This window comes from Kribbella sp. NPDC104218, from assembly GCF_055584105.1.
On the sequence record NZ_JBVJMQ010000004.1, the window covers coordinates 364,769 to 388,150 of the forward strand.

27 protein-coding genes are annotated in these 23,382 nt (G+C 69.6%); 22 read left to right on the forward strand and 5 right to left on the reverse strand.

Going from position 1 to position 23,382, the window contains the following annotated elements:
* The first annotated feature begins 89 nt into the window (after positions 1 to 89).
* Entirely contained in the window at positions 90 to 755 is a 666-nt protein-coding gene (locus ACZ6ZD_RS32695) for a helix-turn-helix transcriptional regulator (RefSeq protein ID WP_465677926.1), read from the forward strand.
* Here the strand turns inward: ACZ6ZD_RS32695 and ACZ6ZD_RS32700 are convergent, their stop codons facing one another.
* Positions 756 to 1,385, reverse strand: a complete 630-nt coding sequence (locus tag ACZ6ZD_RS32700; protein ID WP_465677928.1) for an NAD(P)-dependent oxidoreductase — start codon at positions 1,383 to 1,385, stop codon at positions 756 to 758.
* Positions 1,386 to 1,387: 2 nt separating this feature from the next.
* On the reverse strand, positions 1,388 to 2,296 hold the full coding sequence (locus ACZ6ZD_RS32705; RefSeq protein ID WP_465677930.1) for an EamA family transporter: 909 nt from the start codon (positions 2,294 to 2,296) through the stop codon (positions 1,388 to 1,390).
* Positions 2,297 to 2,368: 72 nt separating this feature from the next.
* Between ACZ6ZD_RS32705 and ACZ6ZD_RS32710 the strand changes: the two genes are divergently transcribed.
* Together ACZ6ZD_RS32710 and fxlM are read left to right on the forward strand one after the other, a co-directional pair.
* On the forward strand, positions 2,369 to 2,866 hold the full coding sequence (locus ACZ6ZD_RS32710; protein ID WP_465677931.1) for a MarR family winged helix-turn-helix transcriptional regulator: 498 nt from the start codon (positions 2,369 to 2,371) through the stop codon (positions 2,864 to 2,866).
* A gap of 3 nt (positions 2,867 to 2,869) precedes the next feature.
* The gene (gene fxlM, locus ACZ6ZD_RS32715) at positions 2,870 to 3,691 is read left to right on the forward strand and encodes a methyltransferase, FxLD system (protein WP_465677933.1); all 822 of its coding nucleotides are present in this window, start codon (positions 2,870 to 2,872) and stop codon (positions 3,689 to 3,691) included.
* Here fxlM and ACZ6ZD_RS32720 read toward each other — a convergent pair.
* Positions 3,657 to 4,352, reverse strand: coding sequence for a hypothetical protein (locus tag ACZ6ZD_RS32720; protein ID WP_465677935.1), 696 nt, complete (start codon positions 4,350 to 4,352; stop codon positions 3,657 to 3,659). The genes fxlM and ACZ6ZD_RS32720 overlap by 35 nt on opposite strands.
* 101 nt (positions 4,353 to 4,453) lie before the next feature.
* On the opposite strand from ACZ6ZD_RS32720, the gene efp reads away from it, so the two are divergent.
* Together efp and nusB are read left to right on the forward strand one after the other, a co-directional pair.
* The gene (gene efp / locus ACZ6ZD_RS32725) at positions 4,454 to 5,017 is read left to right on the forward strand and encodes an elongation factor P (protein WP_465677937.1); all 564 of its coding nucleotides are present in this window, start codon (positions 4,454 to 4,456) and stop codon (positions 5,015 to 5,017) included.
* Between the two features lie 6 nt (positions 5,018 to 5,023).
* A complete protein-coding gene (gene nusB / locus ACZ6ZD_RS32730; RefSeq protein WP_171678695.1) occupies positions 5,024 to 5,434 on the forward strand; it encodes a transcription antitermination factor NusB in 411 nt (136 codons plus the stop codon).
* 312 nt (positions 5,435 to 5,746) lie between these two features.
* Here nusB and bldD read toward each other — a convergent pair whose 3' ends face one another.
* Complete coding sequence (gene bldD, locus ACZ6ZD_RS32735) at positions 5,747 to 6,262, reverse strand: transcriptional regulator BldD (protein ID WP_171678696.1); 516 nt, start codon at positions 6,260 to 6,262, stop codon at positions 5,747 to 5,749.
* A 207-nt stretch (positions 6,263 to 6,469) separates the two neighbouring features.
* Here bldD and pyrR point away from each other — a divergent pair, with 207 nt between their 5' ends.
* The 9 genes from pyrR to ACZ6ZD_RS32780 all read left to right on the forward strand — a co-directional run bounded on the left by pyrR (position 6,470) and on the right by ACZ6ZD_RS32780 (position 17,152).
* Entirely contained in the window at positions 6,470 to 7,051 is a 582-nt protein-coding gene (pyrR, locus tag ACZ6ZD_RS32740) for a bifunctional pyr operon transcriptional regulator/uracil phosphoribosyltransferase PyrR (RefSeq protein ID WP_465677939.1), read from the forward strand.
* Positions 7,051 to 7,992, forward strand: coding sequence for an aspartate carbamoyltransferase catalytic subunit (locus ACZ6ZD_RS32745; RefSeq protein ID WP_465677941.1), 942 nt, complete (start codon positions 7,051 to 7,053; stop codon positions 7,990 to 7,992). Before pyrR ends, ACZ6ZD_RS32745 begins: the two co-directional genes overlap by 1 nt.
* Positions 7,989 to 9,281 carry a dihydroorotase gene (locus ACZ6ZD_RS32750; protein ID WP_465677943.1) on the forward strand — a complete coding sequence of 431 codons (1,293 nt, stop codon included), beginning with the start codon at positions 7,989 to 7,991 and terminating at the stop codon, positions 9,279 to 9,281. Before ACZ6ZD_RS32745 ends, ACZ6ZD_RS32750 begins: the two co-directional genes overlap by 4 nt.
* Positions 9,278 to 9,772, forward strand: coding sequence for a PH-like domain-containing protein (locus tag ACZ6ZD_RS32755; RefSeq protein ID WP_465677945.1), 495 nt, complete (start codon positions 9,278 to 9,280; stop codon positions 9,770 to 9,772). The genes ACZ6ZD_RS32750 and ACZ6ZD_RS32755 overlap by 4 nt, the downstream gene beginning before the upstream one ends.
* Positions 9,769 to 10,890: a glutamine-hydrolyzing carbamoyl-phosphate synthase small subunit gene (gene carA, locus ACZ6ZD_RS32760; RefSeq protein ID WP_465677947.1), complete on the forward strand. Its 1,122-nt coding sequence runs from the start codon at positions 9,769 to 9,771 to the stop codon at positions 10,888 to 10,890. Before ACZ6ZD_RS32755 ends, carA begins: the two co-directional genes overlap by 4 nt.
* A complete protein-coding gene (gene carB, locus ACZ6ZD_RS32765) occupies positions 10,890 to 14,192 on the forward strand; it encodes a carbamoyl-phosphate synthase large subunit (protein WP_465677949.1) in 3,303 nt (1,100 codons plus the stop codon). Before carA ends, carB begins: the two co-directional genes overlap by 1 nt.
* On the forward strand, positions 14,185 to 15,240 hold the full coding sequence (locus ACZ6ZD_RS32770; protein ID WP_465677951.1) for a quinone-dependent dihydroorotate dehydrogenase: 1,056 nt from the start codon (positions 14,185 to 14,187) through the stop codon (positions 15,238 to 15,240). The genes carB and ACZ6ZD_RS32770 overlap by 8 nt, the downstream gene beginning before the upstream one ends.
* Entirely contained in the window at positions 15,237 to 16,073 is an 837-nt protein-coding gene (gene pyrF / locus ACZ6ZD_RS32775; protein ID WP_465677953.1) for an orotidine-5'-phosphate decarboxylase, read from the forward strand. Before ACZ6ZD_RS32770 ends, pyrF begins: the two co-directional genes overlap by 4 nt.
* A 113-nt stretch (positions 16,074 to 16,186) precedes the next feature.
* A complete protein-coding gene (locus ACZ6ZD_RS32780) occupies positions 16,187 to 17,152 on the forward strand; it encodes a DUF4037 domain-containing protein (protein WP_465677955.1) in 966 nt (321 codons plus the stop codon).
* 81 nt (positions 17,153 to 17,233) lie between these two features.
* Here the strand turns inward: ACZ6ZD_RS32780 and ACZ6ZD_RS32785 are convergent, their stop codons facing one another.
* Positions 17,234 to 18,085 carry a LysR family transcriptional regulator gene (locus ACZ6ZD_RS32785; protein WP_465677957.1) on the reverse strand — a complete coding sequence of 284 codons (852 nt, stop codon included), beginning with the start codon at positions 18,083 to 18,085 and terminating at the stop codon, positions 17,234 to 17,236.
* Positions 18,086 to 18,312: 227 nt separating this feature from the next.
* Between ACZ6ZD_RS32785 and ACZ6ZD_RS32790 the strand changes: the two genes are divergently transcribed.
* The 8 genes from ACZ6ZD_RS32790 (at position 18,313) to coaBC (ending at position 23,267) form a co-directional block, all read left to right on the forward strand.
* A complete protein-coding gene (locus ACZ6ZD_RS32790; protein WP_465677959.1) occupies positions 18,313 to 19,065 on the forward strand; it encodes an EamA family transporter in 753 nt (250 codons plus the stop codon).
* 7 nt (positions 19,066 to 19,072) lie between these two features.
* A complete protein-coding gene (locus tag ACZ6ZD_RS32795) occupies positions 19,073 to 19,441 on the forward strand; it encodes a hypothetical protein (protein ID WP_465677961.1) in 369 nt (122 codons plus the stop codon).
* A gap of 142 nt (positions 19,442 to 19,583) precedes the next feature.
* A complete protein-coding gene (locus tag ACZ6ZD_RS32800) occupies positions 19,584 to 19,955 on the forward strand; it encodes a hypothetical protein (protein WP_465677963.1) in 372 nt (123 codons plus the stop codon).
* 72 nt (positions 19,956 to 20,027) lie between these two features.
* Positions 20,028 to 20,402: a hypothetical protein gene (locus tag ACZ6ZD_RS32805; RefSeq protein WP_171678709.1), complete on the forward strand. Its 375-nt coding sequence runs from the start codon at positions 20,028 to 20,030 to the stop codon at positions 20,400 to 20,402.
* Positions 20,403 to 20,484: 82 nt separating this feature from the next.
* Positions 20,485 to 20,799: an integration host factor, actinobacterial type gene (gene mihF, locus ACZ6ZD_RS32810; protein ID WP_171678710.1), complete on the forward strand. Its 315-nt coding sequence runs from the start codon at positions 20,485 to 20,487 to the stop codon at positions 20,797 to 20,799.
* Positions 20,800 to 20,876: 77 nt separating this feature from the next.
* The gene (gmk, locus tag ACZ6ZD_RS32815; protein ID WP_238355837.1) at positions 20,877 to 21,491 is read left to right on the forward strand and encodes a guanylate kinase; all 615 of its coding nucleotides are present in this window, start codon (positions 20,877 to 20,879) and stop codon (positions 21,489 to 21,491) included.
* A gap of 2 nt (positions 21,492 to 21,493) precedes the next feature.
* Positions 21,494 to 21,796 carry a DNA-directed RNA polymerase subunit omega gene (rpoZ, locus tag ACZ6ZD_RS32820; protein WP_132166639.1) on the forward strand — a complete coding sequence of 101 codons (303 nt, stop codon included), beginning with the start codon at positions 21,494 to 21,496 and terminating at the stop codon, positions 21,794 to 21,796.
* A gap of 232 nt (positions 21,797 to 22,028) precedes the next feature.
* Positions 22,029 to 23,267 (forward strand): bifunctional phosphopantothenoylcysteine decarboxylase/phosphopantothenate--cysteine ligase CoaBC, encoded by a 1,239-nt coding sequence (coaBC, locus tag ACZ6ZD_RS32825; RefSeq protein ID WP_465677966.1) that lies wholly within the window; start codon positions 22,029 to 22,031, stop codon positions 23,265 to 23,267.
* The last annotated feature ends 115 nt before the right edge of the window (positions 23,268 to 23,382 follow it).

The window sequence follows — 23,382 nt, forward strand, 5'->3', positions numbered from 1 at the left end:
CGGGCATCAAGGTGGGTGGCGGGCAGTCTTAAGGCTGGCTGAAGGTGCAGGGGCACGATCGGAATCGACGATTTGGGGGAGTGACCAGTATGACGACGCAGCAACGCATTCCGGTCTGGGTGAAGGCGCTTGACCCGCTGTCGCAGTTCGGGCTCGTGCACGCATTACGGCAGCGACCGGAAGTCGCGCTGATCAGTGACACCGAGCTGACGGCCCTGCTAGCGCAATCGGATCAGCGCACCGCCCCGCCAGTGGTGGCGCTGATCGCAGTGGACGCCATGGACGCCGGAGCGGTCCAGGTACTACGTGCGGCCACGCAACGGGGGTGTCGCCGGACTGTACTGATCGGCAGCACGATCGACGACGACGCACTGATGACTGCGGTCGAGCTGGGGGTGTCCGGAGTCCTGAGGCGGACCGAGGCGACAGCCGACCGCATCGTGCAGCTGCTGCAGACCGCCGCCGCGGGGGACGGGAGCCTGCCGGCTGACCTGCTAGGCCGGCTCCTCGGTCAGGTGTCGCGTATGCAGCGACACGTGCTGGCGCCGCGTGGGCGGTCCCACACCGCCCTGTCGGACCGGGAGACGCAGGTGCTGCGTCTGGTCGCCGACGGCAAGGACACACAGGAGATCGCCCGCGAGCTCTCGTACTCGGAGCGGACGGTGAAGAACGTCCTCCACGACGTGACGAGCCGTCTGCAGCTGAGGAACCGCTCCCACGCAGTCGCTTATGCGCTGCGAGAGGGCCTCATCTGACTAGTAGCCCGCTGTGAACCGACGGCCGCGGTACTGCGCCTGCTCGGCCTCAGCCACGAGCGCGACGGCGAAGTCCGCTAGCGAGATCGACGATCTGCCATCCGCTGCGACCAGCAGCTCATCTGCGCCCAGCCGGTACGTGCCAGTCCGGGCGCCTGGTTCAAGGAGGTCCGGGGGACTCGCGTAGGTCCAGTCGACCTCGCTGGCCGCACGCACCAGGTCGAACTGCGCGTTGCAGGCCTCTGCTATCGGGCGGTACTCCGCTGGGAAGCCGGGCTGATCGATGACCATCAGCCCGGTCCCAGGGACGGTCAGACTGGCAGCGCCACCGACCACGATCAGTCGGACGCCGCTGTCGCGCAGTCCGTCCAGCAGGCCCTTGGTGGCACCGACCAGGTCGCTCTCCTGCCCTGGCTGCGGTCTGGTCGCGCTGATCACCACGTCGTGACCGGCGGCGAGCTGGGCCACGGCTGCGGAGTCCGAGGCGTCGCCCTGGCGGAAGTCGGCGGACGACGTATTGCGGGGTCGGGAGCTCCGGCTGACCGCAGTGACCTGGTGGCCGCGGTCGAGGGCTTCTTGGACGACGTGGCTGCCGACAGCTCCGGTGGCGCCGAAGACCAGGATGCGCATGGTCAGGACCTTCCAGTGGCGGGGACGAGGACCGGAATCGTGGCTTTGGGAGGGGCCGGACGGCGGCGCAGCTGGGCAGTCACAAGCGCCGCCAGGACGATGAGGCCGCCGAGGAGCTGAGCGGTCGACAGAGTCTGGCCGAGTACGAGCCAGCCGAGCAGCGTGGCGACCACTGGGCTGAGCAGACCGAGGAAGGTGGCGTCGGTGGGGCCCAGGGAGCGCAGACCGCGGAACCAGAGGGCGTAGGCGACGGCCGAGCCGATAATGGTCAGGTAGGCGTAGCCGGCGAGGTTGGTCAGGGTCAGCGTCGCGGGCGGCATACCTTCGACCAGGTAGGCGACGGGCAAAAGCACCAGGCCGCCGGCGACCAGCTGCCAGCCGGTGGTAGCCAGCAGGGGAGCGGGCGACGTCCAGCGCTTGCTGAGGACGATGCCGAAGCCCATCACGATTGCGCCGCCGAGGGCGGCCAGGACGCCCCAGAGGTCGAGGCGGGCGTCGGCGCGCAGGACCAGCAGGCTGACTCCGAAGACGCCGGCGACGGCCGCGAGGACCTTGCGGGTGGAGAGGCGCTCTTTGAGCAGGCCGGCGGCGAGGAAGGCGACCAGCAGCGGCTGGATCGCGCCGATGGTGGCGGCGACGCCGCCGGGGAGGCGGTAGGCGCCGACGAACAGGAGCGCGAAGAACGCGCCGATGTTGAGCGTGCCGAGCACCAGCGAGCGCCACCACCAGCTGCCGCGCGGCAGCGTCCGGGTGATCGCGACGAGCAGCAGACCCGCGGGCAGCGCGCGGATGACGGCGGCCAGCAGCGGGCGGTTGGGCGGAAGCAGCTCCGTCGTGACCAGGTACGTGGTTCCCCAGATCAGCGGCGTGATCGCCGTGACGAGGATCAAGGTGAGTCGATTGCTTAGCACTAAGACAAAGTATCTCAGCGCTAAGCAACTTTCAATACCTCAGCGCTAAGCAATCTGGACTACTCTGGGGGTATGCCCGATCACGTCGACCTGATCCTCGAGCAGTGGGGTGAGCAGCGTCCGGACCTGGATGCCTCTCCGATGGCAGTGCTCGGCCGGCTCAAGCGGCTGGCCCTGATGGCCGACACCGAGCTCAAACGCAACTACGCCCGCCACGACCTGGACTCCGCGTCGTTCGACGTCCTGGCGACGCTGCGGCGCAGCAACTCCGAGCACAGCCTCACTCCGGCCGGGCTGATGCGTTCGTCGATGGTGACGTCCGGTGCGATCACCCAGCGGCTGGACCGGCTCGAAGCGCGCGGCCTGGTCAGTCGAAAGCCCAGTGCGACCGACGGGCGCGGTGTCGAGGTCACACTGACCGCAGCAGGCCTCCAGTTGATCGACGCCGTCCTGCCGACGCATCTGGAGACCGAGGAGCAGTTCTTGGCCGGCCTCTCCAAGCCGGAGCGAGAGCAGCTCGCCAACACCCTGCGGACCCTCCTCGAGTCCCTAGGCGACAGGCAGGCCTGACCAATGACCGAGCGCGCAGACGACCCCGCCGCACTGCGCGCAGCCCTGGTCAACCACCTGCAGTCCACCGGCGCCCTCCGCGACGAGCGCATCGCCGAGGCGTTCCGCGCAGTCCCCAGACACCTCTTCCTGCCGCCAATGCCGCTCAAGGCCGCGTACGCCGACGATGTCGTCCTCATGAAGCGTGACGACACCGGAGTCGCCATCAGCTCGGTCTCACAGCCCAGCATGGTTGCCCTGATGCTGGAACAAGCCGCCGTCCGCCCCGGCGACCACATCCTCGAGATCGGCTCCGGCGGCTACAACGCCGCCCTCCTCACCGAACTGACCGGCCCCACCGGCACCGTCACCACAGTCGACATAGACCCCGACGTAACCACCCGAGCCCGCACCGCCCTCACCAGAGCCGGCTACCCCGCCGTCCGCGTAGTCCAAGCCGACGCCGAGTTCGGCGTCCCCGAACACGCCCCCTACGACCGCCTCCTGGTCACCGTCACCGCCTGGGACATCCCACCCGCCTGGGTCCACCAACTACACCCCGACGGCCGCCTCGTAGTCCCCCTCCGCCTAGGCGGCGAAACCCGCTCCATAGCCTTCGACAAAACCCCCACCCACCTCCAAAGCCGCTCCTCCATCCTCTGCGGCTTCGTAGACATCCAAGGCCAAGGCGCCCACCACGCCCCCGACGTCCCGCCGCCAGACACCCCCATCGACCACCCCACTTTCCAAGCCCACCGAACCGGCACCCCACTCCCACCCGGCTTCCACATCCCCCGAAAGCACTACACGTTTACGGTGCTGCGGTTGGGCGGGGTGGGTTGTTGACGGTTTGCCAGAGTTCTTCGATGTCGGAGCGGTCTTCGGGTTCGGGGGTGTCTACCCAGCCGGAGGCCCAGGTGTGTTCTTCGCGGTCTAGGTCGAAGAGGGAGTCGGCGAAGGCGGCGGAGCCGATGTAGCGGGTGTCTTCGTCTTCGGGGGTGGCGGGGGTGGCCTGGGTGGGTGGGTTGACCAGGTTGCGGGCGTATTGCTGGGCTTCGAGGAGGCCCATGTCCTGCTCGTCGGAGAGGAGGCGGATGGCGCCTACCTCGTTGTTGGCCGCCATCAGGTCGCGGACGCGCTGGTCGGTGTCGCGGCGTGGGGTCGGCTGCTTCGGGAGGGGAGCGGCGGGGTGGTAGGGAGCTGTTTGGTACGGCGCCGCCTGGTACGGGTCCGGCTGGTAGGGGCCGGGCTGGTACTGCGGGGGCGCGAACTGGACCGGCGGCGGGTAGGCGGCCTGCTGGGGTGCGGGCTGCTGGTACTGCTGGCCGGCGGCCTGGGTGAACTGGCCCTGGAGCTGGACGGGCGCGTTGCCGCCCTGCTGGGCCTGGATGCGCTCGAGCATCTTCTGCATGCGCTCGGTCCGGCCGCCGTTGGGGTCGTTGGACTTCCTCAGCTTGCCCACGACGCCCAGGATCGCCAGGATCACCACGAAGATCGCGAACTCCATGACAGCAGGGTACGGGCCGGGCGGCGCACGAATCGAGAGAATCGGCAGGTGACCGCTACAATCTGGCGTTACCGCTGATCGATTTCGAAGGGTATACCCGCGTGGCATCGACGAACGACCTCAAGAACGGCATGGTGCTCAACCTGGATGGGCAGCTGTGGTCCGTCGTCTGGTTCCAGCACCACAAGCCCGGTAAGGGCGGCGCCGTGATGCGCACCAAGCTGAAGAACGTGCTGAGCGGCAAGGTTGTCGACAAGACCTTCAACGCCGACGTCAAGGTCGAGGTGGCCAACGTCGACAAGCGCGACATGACCTACCTGTACAACGACGGCGGCTCGTTCGTCTTCATGGACAGCTCCACCTACGAGCAGGTCAGCATCGCTCCCGAGGTCGTCGGCGACGCCTCGCACTTCCTCCTGGAGAACCAGGACGCCATCGTCGCGGTGCACGAGGAGAACCCGCTGTACGTCGAGCTGCCGGCCTCGGTCGAGCTGCTGGTCGAGTACACCGAGCCGGGTCTGCAGGGCGACCGCTCCACCGGCGGCACCAAGCCGGCCAAGCTGGAGACCGGTTACACGATCCAGGTGCCCCTGTTCCTGACCACCGGCGAGAAGGTCAAGGTGGACACCCGGACGGGGGACTACCTCGGCCGCGTCTCTTCCTGACGCCGGATGTCAGCCCGGAGCAAGGCACGGAAGCGGGCCCTCGACGTCCTGTTCGAGTCCGAGGTCAGGGGGCTGCCGGTCGGCGGCACCCTGCCCGACCGGATCGAGGACAACGACCCGCCGGTCAACGAGTTCACCGTCGCGCTGGTCGAGGGCGTCGCCAAGCACATCGGCGCGATCGACGACCTGCTGTCGGCGCACTCGGTCGGCTGGACGCTGGACCGGATGCCGGCCGTCGACCGCAACATCCTGCGGATCGGCGCCTACGAGCTGCTGTACGACGACCAGGTGCCGGATGTGGTCGCGGTGAGCGAGGCGGTCGCGCTGGCGCGGGATCTGTCCACCGACGAGTCCCCGGCGTTCGTGAACGGGCTGCTGGCCCGGCTGCTGCAGCTCAAGCCGACGCTCGGCGTCTGAGGCGAGCTGTTCGCGGCAGCTGACTTCGGGGCAGTTGGCGAAGAATCGACCCGTAGGGGTGAGGGGGGCGAGCCCTCTGGCACTCCTTCGGGTCTTTCTGCGTGCGCTGGGACGGTGATCGAGGCCCGGTGACCGTCTCGGTACGGTCCCGGGCCGGCGCTTGCGTCCCCGTGGTTCTGCGGCGCGGGGGGAACGGCCCCGGCCTCGGCCGGCAGGTGAGGTGGTTCCTGCCGTGGGTAGTGCTTCGTTGGATCAACTGAGCGAGCGGGCGGCCGCGGGCAAGCTGCTACGAGCCCCGACCGTCACATCCGCTCAGGCGCCGGCGGCCTCGGCGGACTCCTCGACGTCGCCCTTCGCCTCGGGGTTCAGGACACCCCAGGAGATGAAGCGCTCGGTCAGAGTGGTCGGCGACTCGTCGTAGATGACCGCGAGCGTGCGCATGTCGTCCTGACGGATCGACAGCACCTTGCCGTTGTAGTCACCGCGCTGAGCCTGGATGGTGGCCGCGTAGCGGGTCAGCGGACCGGCTTCGCCCGCGTCCAGGTGGTGCAGGGCCTCCAGGTCGAGGATCAGCTTCGGCGGAGCAGCGGCAGCCGCTGCGGCCTTGGCCGAACCCGGGAGCAGTTCGCCGACCGGGACGCCGTAGAAATCGGCGAGCTCGGCGAGCTTCTGGACGGTGACCGCACGGTCGCCGCGCTCGTACGAGCCGACGACGACGGCCTTCCAGCGGCCCTTGGACTTCTCTTCGACGCCGTGCAGCGACAGACCTTGCTGCTGGCGGATGGCGCGTAGTTTGCCGCCCAGTGTCTTCGCGTATTCGCTAGGCACTCTGGTACTTCCCTCCGACTAGTTTCGTGATGCCCGGAATCGTTGGAAACGACCCGGTCGGTGAAACCCCCCTCGGTTACACAGAGTAACAATATTCCGGGTCAGAGGCCAGCGTCAAGACGGCGTGTCACTTCCGATACCATGTCAAGCGGTCCGAACGTCCTTTAAAGACCTGTCCCGAGAGGCAGGAAAGGAGGAACGGTAGCGATGAGCCCTGCCCCGGTACCCGTACCGCGCACAGTGCTGGATGCTTCCGACATTTCCCGGGCACTGACCCGGATCGCGCACGAGATCCTCGAGCGCAACCGGGGTGCCGACCCCGTCGTACTCCTCGGTATCCCGACTCGCGGAGTGGGTCTGGCGACCCGGATCTCCGAGCGGATCGCCGCCGTCGAGGGGCAGAGTGTGCCGACAGGGTCACTCGACGTGACGATGTACCGCGACGACATCGGCCTCAAGCCGGCCCGCGCGCTGGAGCACACCGACATCCCGCCCGGCGGGATCGACGGCAAGGTGGTCGTCCTGGTGGACGACGTCCTGTTCTCCGGCCGCACCATCCGCGCCGCGCTGGACGCGATCGGCGACATCGGCCGCCCGAAGGCGGTCCAGCTGGCCGTCCTGGTCGACCGCGGCCACCGCGAGCTGCCGATCCGCGCCGACTACGTCGGCAAGAACCTGCCCACCTCGCTGCTGGAGCGGGTCACCGTCAACCTGACCGAGTACGACGGCGCGGACGCCGTCCTGATCGCCGACAAGACGGTCGCCGACAAGACGGGAGCGGCGGTCTGATGCGCCACCTACTGAGCGCGGGCGACCTGAGCCGCGACGAGGCGAACCTGATCCTCGACACCGCCGAGGAGATGCGGTCGCTGGCCGACCGCCCGATCAAGAAACTGCCCGCCCTGCGCGGCCGCACCGTGGTGAACCTCTTCTTCGAGGACTCCACCCGGACCCGGATCTCGTTCGAGGCCGCCGCCAAGCGGCTGTCGGCCGATGTGATCAACTTCTCGGCCAAAGGGTCCAGCGTCAGCAAGGGCGAGAGCCTGAAGGACACCGCGCTGACGCTGCAGGCCATGGGCGCGGACGGCGTCGTCTGCCGGCACGGCGCCTCCGGCGCTCCGCATCTGCTGGCCACCTCCGGCTGGATGACCGGCGCGGTCGTGAACGCCGGCGACGGCACCCACGAGCACCCGACGCAGGCCCTGCTGGATGCCTTCACCATGCGCCGCCACCTCGGCTCGCTGGACGGCCGCCGGATCACGATCGTCGGCGACGTCCTGCACTCCCGGGTCGCCCGCTCGAACGTCCTGCTGCTGGCGACGCTCGGCGCCGAGGTCACCGTGGTCGCCCCGCCGACGCTGCTGCCGGTCGACATGTCCCGCTGGCCCTGTACGACGTCGTACGACTTCGACGCCGTCCTGGCCAAGAGCGACGCGGTGATGATGCTGCGCGTGCAGCGCGAGCGGATGGGCGACGCGTACTTCCCGAGCGCCCGTGAGTACACCCGGCGCTACGGCCTCGACGTCCACCGGATGGCGCAGCTGCCGGAGAGCGCGATCGTGATGCACCCCGGCCCGATGAACCGCGGGATGGAGATCAGCGCCGAGGTCGCGGACTCGACCCGCTCGGTGATCGTCGAACAGGTCACCAACGGCGTGGCCGTCCGGATGGCCGTCCTTTATCTGCTGTTGTCAGGTAGTAACGAATCCTCAGAGGAGCCCCCAGCATGACCGCATACCTGATCACCGGAGCCAAGATCGTCGGCGGTGAGGTGGCGGACCTGCTGATCGACAACGAGGAGATCGTTGCTGTCGGCACCGGCCTGCAAGCACCGGCGGACGCCGAGACGATCGACGCGACCGGCCTGATCGCGCTGCCCGGTCTGGTCGACCTGCACACGCACCTGCGCGAGCCCGGCCGCGAGGACGCCGAAACCGTGCACACCGGGACGCGCGCCGCGGCCGTCGGCGGGTTCACCGCGGTCTTCGCGATGGCCAATACCGACCCGGTCGCCGACACCGCCGGCGTCGTCGAGCAGGTCTGGCGCCTGGGCCGTGAGGCCGGGTACGCCGACGTCTACCCGATCGGCGCCGTCACGGTCGGCCGCCAGGGCACGCAGCTGGCCGAGCTCGGTGCGATGGCGGACTCCGCGGCCCGCGTCCGCGTCTTCTCCGACGACGGCGACTGCGTCTGGGACGCCGCCCTGATGCGCCGCGCGCTCGAGTACGTGAAGGCCTTCGGCGGCACGATCGCCCAGCACGCGCAGGAGCCGCGGCTGACCAAGGGCGCCCAGATGAACGAGGGAGCGCTCTCCGGCGTTCTCGGGCTGACCGGCTGGCCGAGCGTCGCGGAAGAGGCGATCATCGCCCGCGACATCCTGCTCAACCACCACGTCGGCTCCAAGCTGCACATCTGCCACCTGTCCACCAAGGGCTCGGTCGAGATCGTCCGCGCCGCCAAGCGGCGCGGGCTCGACGTGACGGCGGAGGTGACGCCGCACCACCTGCTGCTCACCGAGGAGCTGGCCGCGTCGTACAACCCGGTCTACAAGGTGAACCCGCCGCTGCGCACCAAGGAGGACGTCGAGGCCGTCCGCGAGGGCCTGGCCGACGGCACGATCGACATCGTCGCCACCGACCACGCGCCGCACCCGGTCGAGGACAAGGACTGCGAGTGGAGCGCGGCCGCCTTCGGCATGATCGGCCTGGAGACCGCTCTCTCGGTCGTTCAGCACGCGATGGTCGACACCAAACTGCTGACCTGGGCCGACGTCGCCGACCGGATGAGCTACCGCCCGGCCGCGATCGGCCAGGCGAGTGACCACGGCCGCCCGCTCGAGGCCGGCGCCCCGGCGAACCTGGTCCTGGTCGACCCGGCCGCGCAGCGCACGATCGTCCCCGAGCAGTCCACCTCGCTGTCGCGGAACACGCCGTTCGCGGGGATGACGCTGCCCGGCCAGGTGGTCGCGACCTTCCTGCGCGGGACGCCGACCGTCCGCGACGGGCAGGCCGTCCGGTGAAGACCGTCCTCGCCATCGCCGGGACGCTCGCGGTGATCGCCGTGGCGTACTACGGCATGTTCCGGGGCTGGCGGAACCGCCAGGCCCGGCAGGCCGAGCTGGCCCCGCTGCCCGCGGCGCCGGCCGGCGACAAGACCCGCGGCGTGGAGGGCGTCTACGTCGCGACGACGAGTGCCGGCGACTGGATGGACCGGATCGCCGTCCACGAACTGGGTGTCCGCGCCACCGCGGACCTGGCCGTCAGTGAGGCCGGCCTGATCTTCCATCGGCAGGGCGCGGCGGATGTCTTCATCCCGGCCGGCCACCTGACCGCCGTCCGGACCGACCGCGGGATCGCCGGCAAGGTGACCGCGGAGAAGTCCGGCCTGGTGGTGGTCACCTGGCGCCACGACGGGCGGGAGCTGGACACCGGCTTCCGGCCCCGTCGCAAGGCCGACACCGAACCCCTGACCGCATCCATCGCAACTCTGATCGGAGCCGAGCAATCATGAGTCAGCCCGCATTGCTGGTCCTCGAGGACGGCCGGTCGTTCGCCGGCGCCTCGTACGGGGCCTCCGGCGAGACCTTCGGCGAGGCGGTGTTCACCACCGGGATGACCGGCTACCAGGAGACGCTGACCGACCCGTCGTACCACCGCCAGATCGTCACCCAGACCGCGCCGCACATCGGGAACACCGGCGTCAACGACGAGGACGACGAGTCGCACAAGATCTGGGTCGCCGGGTACGTCGTCCGCGACCCGGCCCGCGTCCCGTCGAACTGGCGCGCCACCCGCTCGCTCGACGACCAGCTGAAGTCCCAGGGCATCGTCGGGATCTCCGGGATCGACACCCGGGCCCTGACTCGGCACCTGCGCGAGCGCGGCGCGATGCGGGCCGGGATCTCCACCGAGATCCTCGACCCGGCCGAGCTGCTGGCCAAGGTCCTCGAGCAGCCGGCGATGGCCGGCTCCGACCTCGCCGAGCAGGTCACCACCGCGGACGCGTACGTCGTCCCGGCCGAGGGTGAGAAGCGGTTCACCGTGGTCGCCCTCGACCTCGGCATCAAGACGATGACGCCGAAGCGGATGGCCGAGCGCGGTATCGAGGTGCACGTGCTGCCGGCCACGGCCACCCTCGAGGAGGTGCTGGCGGTGAACCCGGACGGCATCTTCATGAGCAACGGCCCCGGCGACCCCGAGACCACCGAGCACCCGACGAACCTGCTGAAGGCCCTGCTGGAGCAGAACAAGCCCTACTTCGGGATCTGTTTCGGCAACCAGGTCTTCGGCCGCGCGCTCGGCTTCGGCACCTTCAAACTCAAGTACGGCCACCGCGGGATCAACCAGCCGGTGCTCGACCGGGCCACCGGCAAGGTCGAGATCACCGCGCAGAACCACGGTTTCGCGGTCGACGCGCCGCTCGACTCGGTGGTGGAGACGCCGTACGGGACGGCCGAGGTCAGCCACGTCTCGCTCAACGACAACGTCGTCGAAGGGCTCAAGCTGACCGGTCGCGACGGCCGGGTGCTCGCGTTCTCGGTCCAGTACCACCCCGAGGCGGCGGCCGGTCCGCACGACTCGGCGTACCTCTTCGATCGTTTCGTAGAGCTTCTTGAAGGGCGGAACTGATGCCGCGGCGGACAGATATCGAGTCGGTGCTGGTGATCGGCTCCGGCCCGATCGTGATCGGGCAGGCCTGTGAGTTCGACTACTCCGGCACCCAGGCCTGCCGGGTGCTGCGCGAGGAGGGCTTCCGGGTCGTCCTGGTCAACTCCAACCCGGCCACGATCATGACGGACCCGGAGTTCGCGGACGCGACGTACGTCGAGCCGATCACCCCGGAGTACGTCGAGAAGGTGATCGAGAAGGAGCGCCCGAACGCGCTGCTCGCGACGCTGGGCGGCCAGACGGCGCTGAACGCGGCGATCGCGCTGCACGACAACGGCGTCCTGGAGAAGTACGGCGTCGAGCTGATCGGCGCGTCCGTCGACGCCATCCAGCGCGGTGAGAACCGGGAGTCGTTCAAGCAGATCGTCGAGAAACTCGGCGCCGAGACCGCGCGCTCGCGGATCTGCCACACCATCGAGGACGTGCTCGGCGCGGCCGGCGAGCTCGGCTACCCGCTGGTCGTGCGGCCGTCGTTCACGATGGGCGGCGTCGGCTCCGGGATGGCGTACGACGAGGCCGACCTGACCCGGATCGCCGGCGCGGGCCTGCATGCGTCGCCGACCACTGAGGTGCTGATCGAGGAGTCGATCCTCGGCTGGAAGGAATACGAGCTGGAGGTGATGCGCGACAAGGCCGACAACGTCGTGATCATCTGCTCGATCGAGAACGTCGACCCGATGGGCGTGCACACCGGCGACTCGGTGACGGTCGCGCCGGCGATGACGCTGACCGACCGCGAGTACCAGATCATGCGAGACCTTGCCATCGGCATCATTCGCGAGGTCGGCGTCGACACCGGCGGCTGCAACATCCAGTTCGCGGTGAACCCGGCCGACGGCCGGCTGATCGTGATCGAGATGAACCCGCGGGTGTCGCGCTCGTCCGCGCTGGCCTCGAAGGCCACCGGCTTCCCGATCGCGAAGATCGCGGCCAAGGTCGCGATCGGCTACACCCTGGACGAGATCCCGAACGACATCACCCGGCAGACGCCGGCCAGCTTCGAGCCGACGCTGGACTACGTCGTCGTCAAGGTGCCGCGGTTCGCGTTCGAGAAGTTCCCGGCCGCGGACGCCACGCTGACCACGCACATGAAGAGCGTCGGCGAGGCGATGGCGATCGGCCGTAACTACACCGAGGCGCTGCAGAAGGCGCTGCGGTCGCTGGAGAAGCCGGAGGCCCGGTTCTCCTGGGCCGGCGAGCCCTCGACCGATCTGGAGTCGTTGCTGACGGCAATCAAGACGCCGCGGGACGGGCGGCTGCGGATCATCATGGACGCGATCCGGGCCGGGGCGACGCCGGAGCAGATCTTCGACGCGACCAAGATCGACCCCTGGTTCGTGGACCAGCTGTACCTGATCCACGAGACCGCGCTCCAGGTCGCGGCCGCGCCGCGGCTGACACCCGAGGTGATCAAACTCGCCAAGCGGCACGGGTTCTCCGACCTGCAGCTGGCCGAGATCCGCGATCTGACCGAGGACGTCGTCCGCGGCGTCCGGCAGGCGCTCGGGATCCGGCCGGTCTACAAGACCGTCGACACCTGCGCGGCCGAGTTCGCGGCGTCGACGCCGTACCACTACTCGTCGTACGACGAGGAGAGCGAGGTCGCGCCGCGGACCGAGCCCGCCGTCCTGATCCTGGGCTCCGGGCCGAACCGGATCGGGCAGGGTATCGAGTTCGACTACTCGTGCGTGCACGCGTCGATGGCGCTGCGCGAGGCGGGTTACTGCACGATCATGGTGAACTGCAACCCGGAGACGGTCTCGACCGACTACGACACCTCGGACCGGCTCTACTTCGAGCCGCTCACCTGCGAGGACGTCCTCGAGATCGTGTACGCCGAGATGCAGGCCGGCCCGGTCGCCGGCGTCATCGTCCAGCTCGGCGGCCAGACGCCGCTCGGCCTGGCGCAGCGGCTCGCGGACGCCGGGGTGCCGATCGTCGGGACGTCGCCGGCCGCGATCGACCTGGCCGAGGAGCGGGGCGCGTTCGGCAAGGTCCTGAGCGACGCTGGGCTGCCCGCCCCGAAGCACGGGACGGCGCTGTCGCCGGCCGAGGCCCAGGAGGTCGCGGCCGAGATCGGGTTCCCGGTCCTGGTGCGGCCGTCGTACGTGCTCGGCGGGCGCGGGATGGAGATCGTCTACAGCACCGACGAGCTGAGCGCGGCGCTGGAGCGGCTCGGCGGCGGGCAGGCGTTCGAGCACCCGGTGCTGATCGACCGCTTCCTCGACGACGCGGTCGAGATCGACGTGGACGCGCTCTACGACGGTACCGAGCTGTTCCTGGGCGGCGTGATGGAGCACATCGAGGAGGCCGGGGTGCACTCGGGCGACTCGTCCTGCGCGCTGCCGCCGATCACGCTCGGGAACGCCGATATCGAGAAGATCCGGCAGTCCACCGAGGCGATCGCGCGCGGCGTCGGCGTCCAAGGGCTGCTGAACGTGCAGTACGCGCTGGCCGGCGACGTGCTCTACGTCCTGGAGGCGAACCCGCGGGCCTCGCGGACGGTGCCGTTCGTCTCGAAGGCGACGGTCACGCCGCTGGCCAAGGCCGCGGCCCGGGTGATGCTCGGCGCCTCGATCGCGGAGCTGCGGGCCGAGGGCCTGCTACCGGCCTCCGGGGACGGCGGAACGCTGCCGCCGACGGCGCCGATCGCGGTGAAGGAGGCCGTGATGCCGTTCAACCGGTTCCGTACCGTCGACGGTAAGTCGGTCGACACCGTGCTCGGGCCGGAGATGCGCTCGACCGGTGAGGTGATGGGGTTCGACGACACGTTCGGGATCGCGTTCGCGAAGTCGCAGTCCGCGGCGTCGCAGCCGCTGCCGGGTGCGGGCAAGGTGTTCGTGTCGGTCGCCAACCGGGACAAGCGGCACATGATCTTCCCGGTCAAGCGGCTGGCCGATCTGGGCTTCCAGATCTACGCGACCGAGGGCACGGCCGACGTGCTGCGGCGCAACGGGGTCGAGGCGGTGACGGTTCGCAAGAGCAGTCAGGGCCCGGGGCCGAACGGTGAGCCGACGATCGTCCAGATGGTCCAGGACGGCGAGCTGAACCTGATCGTCAACACGCCGATCGGGATCACCCAGGGCGGTTCGCCGCGGCTGGACGGGTACGAGATCCGGTCGGCGGCGGTCGCGCGGAACATCCCGTGCATCACGACGGTCCAGGGCCTGGCGGCCGCGGTGCAGGGCATCGAGGCGCAGCAGGGCGGCGGCATCGGCGTCCGCTCGCTGCAGGACTGGGTGCCGAGGATCCTCGGTGAGTAGTCGGACGGCGTACGAAACCTTGCTCCGGCCGGTCCTGTACCGGCTGGGCAAGGGCGATGCCGAGATCGCGCACGAGCAGACGCTGCACGGTTTGCGCCGGCTCGGGCGCGTTCCCGGCGCGGTGAGCGCTCTCTCGCGTTCTCTGGGCGCGATCCCGGTGGGCGCGGCGCGGACGGTCTTTGGGATCCGTTTCCCGGGGCCGGTCGGGCTGGCCGCCGGGATGGACAAGAACGGGATCGCGCTCCCCGCGTGGCGGGCGCTCGGCTTCGGCTTCGTCGAGGTCGGCACGGTGACCGCTCTCCCGCAGCCGGGGAACGAGAAGCCCCGGTTGTTCCGGCTGGTGTCGGACGAGGCCGTGATCAACCGGATGGGGTTCAACAACCTCGGCTCGGCGGCGCTGGCCGACCGGCTGGCGGCGTACGGGCCGCTCGGGTACCCGCTCGGCGTCTCCATCGGGAAGTCGAAGGTCACGCCGCTGGAGGACGCCGTCCAGGACTACGTGACGTCGCTGCAGCGGCTCTACCGGTACGGCGACTACTTCGCGGTCAACGTGTCGTCGCCGAACACGCCGGGATTGCGCTCTCTGCAGGACTCCGGCCAGCTTCGTGAGCTGCTCGGCGCGCTCCATGACGAGGCGTCGTCCATGAGCACGGGTGGGCGCGACGCGAAGCCGATCCTGGTCAAGATCGCGCCCGACCTGACGCCGTCCGCGATCGACGAGCTGCTGCAGGTCTGCACGGACGTCGGCGTCGCGGGCATCATCGCCACCAACACGACCATCGGCCGGGGCGGCGTCGAGTCGCATCCGCTGGCCGCCGAGGCCGGCGGGTTGTCGGGCCGGCCGCTGACCGAGATCGCGGCGAAGACCGTCGCGCACATCCATGCGGAAACTGGGGGAGCGCTTCCTGTGATCGGCGTCGGCGGGATCCTGGAGCCGGCGGATGCCGCTCGGTTGCTGGATGCCGGGGCGAGTCTGGTCCAGGTGTACTCCGGTCTCATCTACCGCGGCCCGGGCCTGATCCGGCGGATCAACAGGAGCTTGCTATGAGCAACGAAACCTTCGGCGCCCGGCTGCGGCGCGTCATGGACGACCGCGGGCCGCTGTGTGTCGGCATCGACCCGCACCAGCACCTGCTGGACCAGTGGGGTCTGCCCGACACCGCGGACGGCCTCGCCTCCTTCACGTACGCCGTCGTCGACGCGCTGGCCGAGCAGGTCGGCGTGTTCAAACCGCAGTCGGCGTTCTTCGAGCGGTTCGGCTCGGCGGGCGTCGCCGTCCTGGAGCAGGCCACGCGCCGGCTGCGGGACGCCGGGGCCGTCCTGATCATGGACGCCAAGCGCGGCGACATCGGGACGACGATGGCCGGGTACGCGGCGGCGTACCTGGCGGAGAAGGGGCCGCTGGCCTCGGACGCGCTGACGGTCAGCCCGTACCTCGGCTTCGGCTCGCTGCAGCCGGCGATCGACGAGGCCCGGGTGTCGGGCTCGGGGCTCTTCGTGCTGGCGCTGACGTCGAACCCGGAAGGCCCGCAGTTCCAGTCGGCGCGGACGGTCGCTGGGCCGACCGTGGCCGGCGCGGTGCTGGACGGCCTGCGGGAGCTGAACGCGGACGCCGAGGGGCTCGGGTCGTTCGGCGCGGTCGTCGGCGCGACGATCTCGTCGACGGACGAAGAGTTGGACATCAACGGTCCGCTGCTGGCGCCCGGGCTGGGCGCGCAGGGCGGCACGGCCGAGGGGCTGGAGGCGGTCTTCGGGTCGGCGGTGCGCAACGTCGTCCCGTCGAGCTCGCGGGAGATCCTCGGCGCCGGGCCGGGCGCGGCCGGTCTGCGGGCGGCGGCCGAGCGGGCCAACGACGCGTACCGAACGGTCCTCGGCTACTGACAATCGGCGGTAATTCGCGATAGAATTGCCTTTGTGAGAAAGGCGCGATGAATTTCGCGCCTTTTTTGCATTTCGCTTGAAATCACGCGGCGGCGGCTGCGATCTTGGGCGGCATGGGAATGTCGGGGATCGAATTGTGCCGGCGGTTCTACGTCGAGGTCGTCGCGCCGCAGCTGACCGTTCCGCACAGTGCGGGGCTGCTCGGTCGCGGGTCCGAGGTGCTCGGGTTCGATGACGAGATGTCGGCCGATCACAACTGCGAAGCGCGCGTCGTGCTGTTCGTCGCGGATCCGGCGGCGGTCGTGCTTGAGGTGCCGGGGGAGTTCTGCGGTCGCGCGACGTTGGCCGAGACGCACACGGTGGATGGGTACTTCCGGCAGTACCTCGGGCTCGACCCGGCAGATGGGATCGCGGCCGCGGACTGGCTGACCCTGCCCGAGCAGAGTTTGCTGATGATGACCGCGGGCGCGGTCTTTCACGACGAGCTCGGCCTGCAGGGCGTGCGGGATCAGTTTGCTTATTATCCGGACGACGTCTGGCGGTATTTGCTGATCTCGGCGTGGTGGCGGGTACATCCGGAGCTGAATCTGGTCGGCCGGGCCGGGTATGTCGGCGATGAGCTCGGGTCGGGGTTGATCGGCGTCCAATTGGTGCGGGATCTGATGCGGTTGTGTTTCCTGATCGAGCGGCGGTACGCGCCGTACGCGAAATGGTTCGGGACGGCGTTCAGCCGGTTGGTGTGCGGGCCTGAGCTCGGGCCGGTCTTCCAGACCGTGCTTCGGGCGGTGGGCTGGCGGGAGCGGGAGGAGGCGCTGATGGCGGCGTACTCGGCGGTCGCGGAGCTGCACAACGCGCGCGGGATCACCGCGCCGGTCGCGCTCGGCGTCGAGCAGATGTGGGGGCGACCCTTCAAGGTCGTCTGGGGAGATTTCCCGGGAGCGCTCTCTGCCGCGATCTCGGACCCCGCCGTCCGCGGGCTCGCCGATCGCTGGCCGGTCGGCGGGATCGACCGCATCCGCGACGTCCTCTGGAAACCGGCCGATCGCCGGGCGCTCCTTGGGGTGTTGGGGGAGCGCTAAGGACAGGAGGTAGGCGGCTGTCGGGGGTGCCGGGAGGGGTGGGGCAGGCGTGGACCGCCGGTGTACCTCCTGTCGTTCGGGTCAGCCGGCGTAGAGGGCGGTGAGGAGGGTGACGGCGGATTGGGTGGCGGGGTGGGGGTCCTGGCGGTGCCAGATGAGGTGGACGTCGACCGGGGGAGCGTCGCGGAGGCGGCGGTAGACGATGCCGTCGCGGCGGTACTGCGTCGTGGTCGCCTGGGCCGTGACGCCGACGCACCGGCCGGAGGCGATCGCGGTGAGCCAGTCGTCCACGTCCTGGTTGTACTCGACCCGCGGACGTAGTCCCTCGGGCCACAGATCGAGCGTCGTACTGCCGGTCCGGCGGTCGAGGCTCAGGACGCGGTCGCGGAGCTGGTCGAGGGTGACGGTCCGCTTCCGCGCCAGCGGGTCGTCGGCGGGGAGTGCGGCGTACCGGTCCTCCTGGGCGATCGTGATGTGCGCGAACCGGCGCAGGTCCAGATGCGCGCGGACGACGGCGATGTCGCACAACCCTTCGGCCAGCCCGCCCGTCGCCGTGTTCGTCCGAACCAGCTGCAGCTCGACCCCTGGGTGCTCAGCCGCCCATCGCCGCTGGAACTCCGCCGTGTGCCGGCCCAACGCCGACCACGCATGCCCGACCCGCAACCGCGTATGCCCGCTGGTCGCCTCCCGCACCAACTCATCCACCTCGGCCAGCACCTGCCGAGCCCGAGCCAACACCCGAACCCCCGCACTGGTAGGCGTCACCGACCGACTCGTCCGATGCAACAACCGAACCCCCAGCCGCCCCTCCAACCCCAACACATTCCGCGACACCGCCGCCTGACTCACCCCCAACTCGATCCCCGCATCCGTGAACGTCCCCGTCTCCACCACAGCCACCAGACACCGCAACTGCCGAACCTCCACATCCATACCCCCACCGTATAGATCCCCTCCATCCCGCATTTTGCGCCAGCCCCAACCAGGCGCAACCTGGCCCCATGAGCACCCCGCCAGCTCCAGTCCTGCTTCCTGTACCTGACGCCCTGCCGACTGCTGCTTCTGCTGATAGGCGGGGGCGGTGGGAGGGGGTTTTGTTGATGTTGGGGAGTGGGTTGTCCAGTCAGGTGGGGGCTTCGGTGGCGGCTCAGGCTTTTCCGGTGATTGGGCCGGTGGGGGTGGTGGCGGTTCGGCAGTGGATGGCTGGGGTTGTGTTGGTGGCGGTGGGGCGGCCGCGGTTCTGGGAGTTCAGTGGGCGGCAGTGGCGGTTGGTGCTGGGGCTGGCGGCGGTTTTCGCGGTGATGAACGTTTCGCTGTACACGGCGATCGACCGGGTGGGGTTGGGGCTGGCGGTGACGCTGGAGTTCCTGGGGCCGCTGGCGGTCGCGTTGCTGGGGTCGCGGCGGGTGATCGACCTGGTGTGTGCGTTGGCGGCGGCTCCTGCGGTGCTGGTGCTGACGCGGCCGCAGGCGACGACGGACTACGCCGGTGTGGCGTTCGGCGTCCTCGCGGGGGTGTGCTGGGCCTGCTACATCCTGCTGAACCGCACGGTCGGCCGTGAGCTGCCCGGCGCGACCGGGTCCGGCGCGGCGGCCGCGGTGTCCGGGCTCGCGTACGTCCCCGTGGGCGCGTTCGTGCTCTACCACCACCCGCCGACCGTGGCGGCCATCTGCTACGCCCTCGTCGCCGGTGTGCTGTCCTCCGCGATCCCGTTCCTCGTCGACGTCCTCGCGCTCCGGCGTGTGCCCGCGCAGTTCTTCGGCGTCTTCATGAGCGTCAACCCGGTGCTCGCCGCCCTCGTCGGGTACGTCGTCCTCAGCCAGCAGCTCGCCGTCCCGGACTGGATCGCCATCGGCGTGATCGTCGCCGCGAACGCGGTCGCCGTCTCGGCCGGACGACGCCGTCCGCGATGATGGTGCGATGCGTACGGCAGCCGCGACGGCGGCATCGATCCTGCTCCTGACCACCCTCACCGCCTGCGGCGCCGACTACTGCGGTGAGGTGAAGAACTTCGCCGCGACGTTCACCGGCAAGGACCGGACGGACGCCGCCGTCCAGGATGAGATGCTGCGGGCGGGGGAGAAGCTGGCCGAGGCCGCGCCCGAAGAGCTCGCCGACGACTGGAAGACCATGCTCGCCTACACCCACGCGACCCGCGAGGCGACCGGCGACGAGACGGCGCTGCGGGCGCTGTTCGAGGCCGACGGCGCGAAGAACGCCGAGGCCTCGCGGGCGGTCGAGAAGCACGCCAAGGAGACCTGTCAGGTCGACCTGCCCGGCAGCCGCTGACGCGGCAGGTCACGGACCGGTTCCAGTCGGCGGGTGCGAGGTTGTTCACGGCGCGCCGTGCGGACCGGATGACCCGGTTGTTCGGGATGGTGTCGGGGACGGGAAGCGACGGGCCTTCCCGCGCGAGACAGTAAGGAATGCGATGCGGAAGCTGGGCGCCCTCGCGGCGGCGTTGACCATGGGTGCGGTCGTTCTGACGGCGTGTTCGAGCGGCAACTACTGCGCCGAGCTGACGTCGTACGCGAAGTCGGCGAAGAACCTGGACGCGAAGAACTCCGACCAGGTCGGCAAGGCGCTCAAGGAGGCCGAGAAGGTCTCCAAGTCGGCTCCGTCGGAGCTGAAGGACGACTGGAAGACGCTGACGGCGTACGCCAAGAAGGCCCAGGACGCCAAGGGCGACACGGCCAAGCTGACCGAGCTCAGCAAGGCCGAGGGCCAGAAGATGGGCGAGGCGTCGAGCGCGATCGCCAAGCACGCCAAGGACACCTGCAAGGTCGACCTGAACAACCCGTAAGCACGACAGCACGGGTGGTGTCGGAAAGTATCCGTTTCGGATCCTTTGGTCACGACCGGTAGCGTGCGCGGTATGCGGACCACCATCGCCACCGTCGTGACCCTGCTGGCCGGCACCACCCTGCTCACCGCCTGCACCGAAGAGCAGGCGTACTGCGTCGACCTGGCCGGTTACGCCGCCAGCGCGACCCAGGTCGACCCGACCAACGCGGCCGACTACGTGAAGATCCTGGACGACGCCAAGAAGCTGCGCGACAGCGCGCCGGCCGACGTCAAGGACGACTGGGGCGTCGTCGTGACGTTCGCCGAGAAGGCCCAGAAGGCCGGTTCGGACCGGGTCGAGCTGGCCCGGCTCAGCCAGCAGACCGGTCCGGTGATCACGGCGTACAAGGCCATCACCACGCACGCGAAGGACGCCTGCAAGGTCGACGTCCCGAAGCTGAACTGAGACTTGACCTGCTCGCGTTCGATGGCGCGCCGGGGCCGTGTTAGGTTCCCTTGCGAAGCCATACAACGGGACAGGTGAAACGGTGCCACTTCCTTCTTTGACCCCGGAGCAGCGAGCGGCGGCTCTGGACAAGGCCGCGGCGGCGCGGCGTGAACGAGCCGAGATCAAGAACCGGATCCGGCACTCGGGAGCGTCTCCGACGGAGGTGCTGCACGAGGGGCAGACCAACGACGTGATCGGCAAGATGCGGGTCAGCGCGCTGCTGCAGTGCATCCCCGGCGTCGGCAAGGTGCGCGCGCAGCAGATCATGGAGCGCGCCGGCATCTCCGAGACGCGCCGCGTGCGCGGCCTCGGGTCGAACCAGATCGCCGCGCTGATGCGCGAATTCGCCGAGTGAGCCGGACCGAAATCCTCCCCGGCTCGTTGGACACTGGTGTGACCATGACTGTGGCTGGAGACAGGCTCCCGGAGAACATGACCAACGCACCGGCGGCAACGCCCGCCACCGACGGGCCGCAGCCGGCCCGGCTGACCGTGCTGGCCGGCCCGACCGCGGTCGGTAAGGGCACGGTCGCCGCGGATATCCGGGAGCGCTTCCCGGACATCTGGATCTCGGTCTCGGCGACCACCCGCAAGCCCCGGCCGAACGAGGTGCACGGTGTGCACTACCTGTTCGTCTCCGACGACGAGTTCGACCGGATGATCGCCGCCGGGGAGCTGCTGGAGTGGGCCGTCGTCCACAAGGCCGCCCGCTACGGGACGCCGAAGCAGCCGGTGCTGGACAAGCTGGCCGAGGGCCGGCCCGCGCTGCTGGAGATCGACCTGCAGGGCGCCCGCCAGGTCCGCGAGACGATGCCGGAGGCGCATTTCGTCTTCCTGGCGCCCCCCTCGTGGGACGAGCTGGTCCGCCGGCTGGTCGGCCGCGGCACCGAGACGGCCGAGGAGCGGGAGCGCCGGCTGGAGACCGCGACGCTCGAGCTGGCCGCCGAGAAGGAGTTCGACGTGACGATCGTGAACGCCTCGGTTCGGGAGGCGGCCGATCACTTGGTAAAGTTGATTCGATCACCCCACATCTCTGGAAAGAGCTGAACTTGTCTGGCAACCAGCCCGTCGCCATCGGCATCACCTCCCCGCCGATCGACGACCTGCTCACCCACACCGACTCCAAGTACAAGCTCGTGCTGTACTCGGCCAAGCGTGCGCGGCAGATCAACGCCTACTACTCCCAGCTCGGCGAAGGCCTGCTGGAGTACGTCGGTCCGCTGGTCGAGACCCACGTCCAGGAGAAGCCGCTCTCGATCGCCATGCGCGAGATCAACGAGGGCGTCCTCACCTGCACCGATATCGACCCCGAGGCCGAGGCAGAAGCCGCCGCCGCGGAGAAGACCGCCTAACCAAGCCCCGATGACCCGGCCGGTAAGGGACTCACCTGATACCCGTCCCCGGCTCGTCGTCCCCCACCCCCGAGGCCTCATCCGGCCCGGGGGCTGAGGTGTTTCCGCACCCGGCGTGCACCGTGCCGCTCCGGAGGCAGGCGCGCGCCAACCCCGCCGTCCCGGACGTCGTCGTCCGTACCGCCGTCGCCGTGACCGGTGCGGTCTCCTTCTTCTCGACCTAGGAGTCGTTGTGACCAAGGCCAAGCCGAATGTGGTGCTGGGTGTGGGTGGCGGCATCGCGGCGTACAAGGTTTGTGATCTGCTGCGCCGGTTGACGGAGTCGGGGCACAGCGTGCGGGTGGTGCCGACGGCGGCGGCGCTCGAGTTCGTGGGCGCGGCGACGTGGGCGGCGCTGTCGGGGCAGCCGGTGACGGCGGATCCGTTCGACGACGTCCAGGAAGTGCCGCACGTGCGGATCGGGAAGGCGGCCGAGCTGGTCGTCGTCGCGCCCGCCACGGCGAACCTGATCGCCAAGGCGGCCCACGGCCTGGCCGACGACCTGCTGACGAACACCCTGCTGACGGCGCGCTGCCCGATCCTGTTCGCGGCCGCGATGCACACCGAGATGTGGGAGCACCCGGCGACCCAGGCGAACGTCGCCACGCTGCGCTCGCGCGGGATCACCGTGCTCGAGCCCGCCGTCGGCCGCCTCACCGGCGCGGACACCGGCCGCGGCCGCCTCCCCGAGCCGTCCGAGATCTTCGCGATCAGTCAGCTGATGCTCGCCGACCAGGCGGCCCGCGCCGCCGGCCAGTCCGTCGCGGATCTGACCGGCAAACACGTCCTCGTCTCCGCCGGCGGCACCCGCGAACACCTCGACCCGGTCCGCTACCTGGGCAACTCCTCATCCGGTAAGCAGGGCTACGCCCTGGCCCGGATCGCGGCCGCCCGCGGCGCCAAGGTCACGCTCGTCGCGGCGAACTCCGAGCTCCCCGACCCGGCCGGCGTCCAGGTCGTGCCCGTCACCAGCACCCGCGACCTGTACGACGAGATCACCGGGCGCGCCGCCGACGCGGACGCGATCGTGATGGCGGCCGCCCCGGCCGACTTCCGCCCGGCCGACGTCGCCGAGCACAAGATCAAGAAGACCGCGGACGGCGCCGTCCCCGCGGTCAACCTGATCCAGAACCCGGACATCCTGCAGACCATCTCGCACGGCCGCGCCCGCGCCGGGCAGGTGATCGTCGGCTTCGCCGCCGAGACCGGTGACGCCGACCACTCCGTCCTCGATCTCGGCCGCGCCAAACTCGAGCGCAAGGGCTGTGACCTGCTGGTCGTCAACGACGTCTCCGGCGGCAAGGTCTTCGGCAGCGACAACAACGAGGCCGTCATCCTCGATCGCGCCGGCCACGCCGTCCCGGTCCCGTCCGGCTCGAAGGACGCCCTGGCGGGCGTGATCTGGAACCTGGTCGCGACGCACTGGGCGTAGCGGACCGCCACCACCGAACAACCTCCCGCCGACACGCCGCAGAACACGGCGTGTCGGCGGCTGCTCGACCAGTTGTGCGGTGGCTGGGGTCCGCCGGTTATAGTCGAGCTCCCGG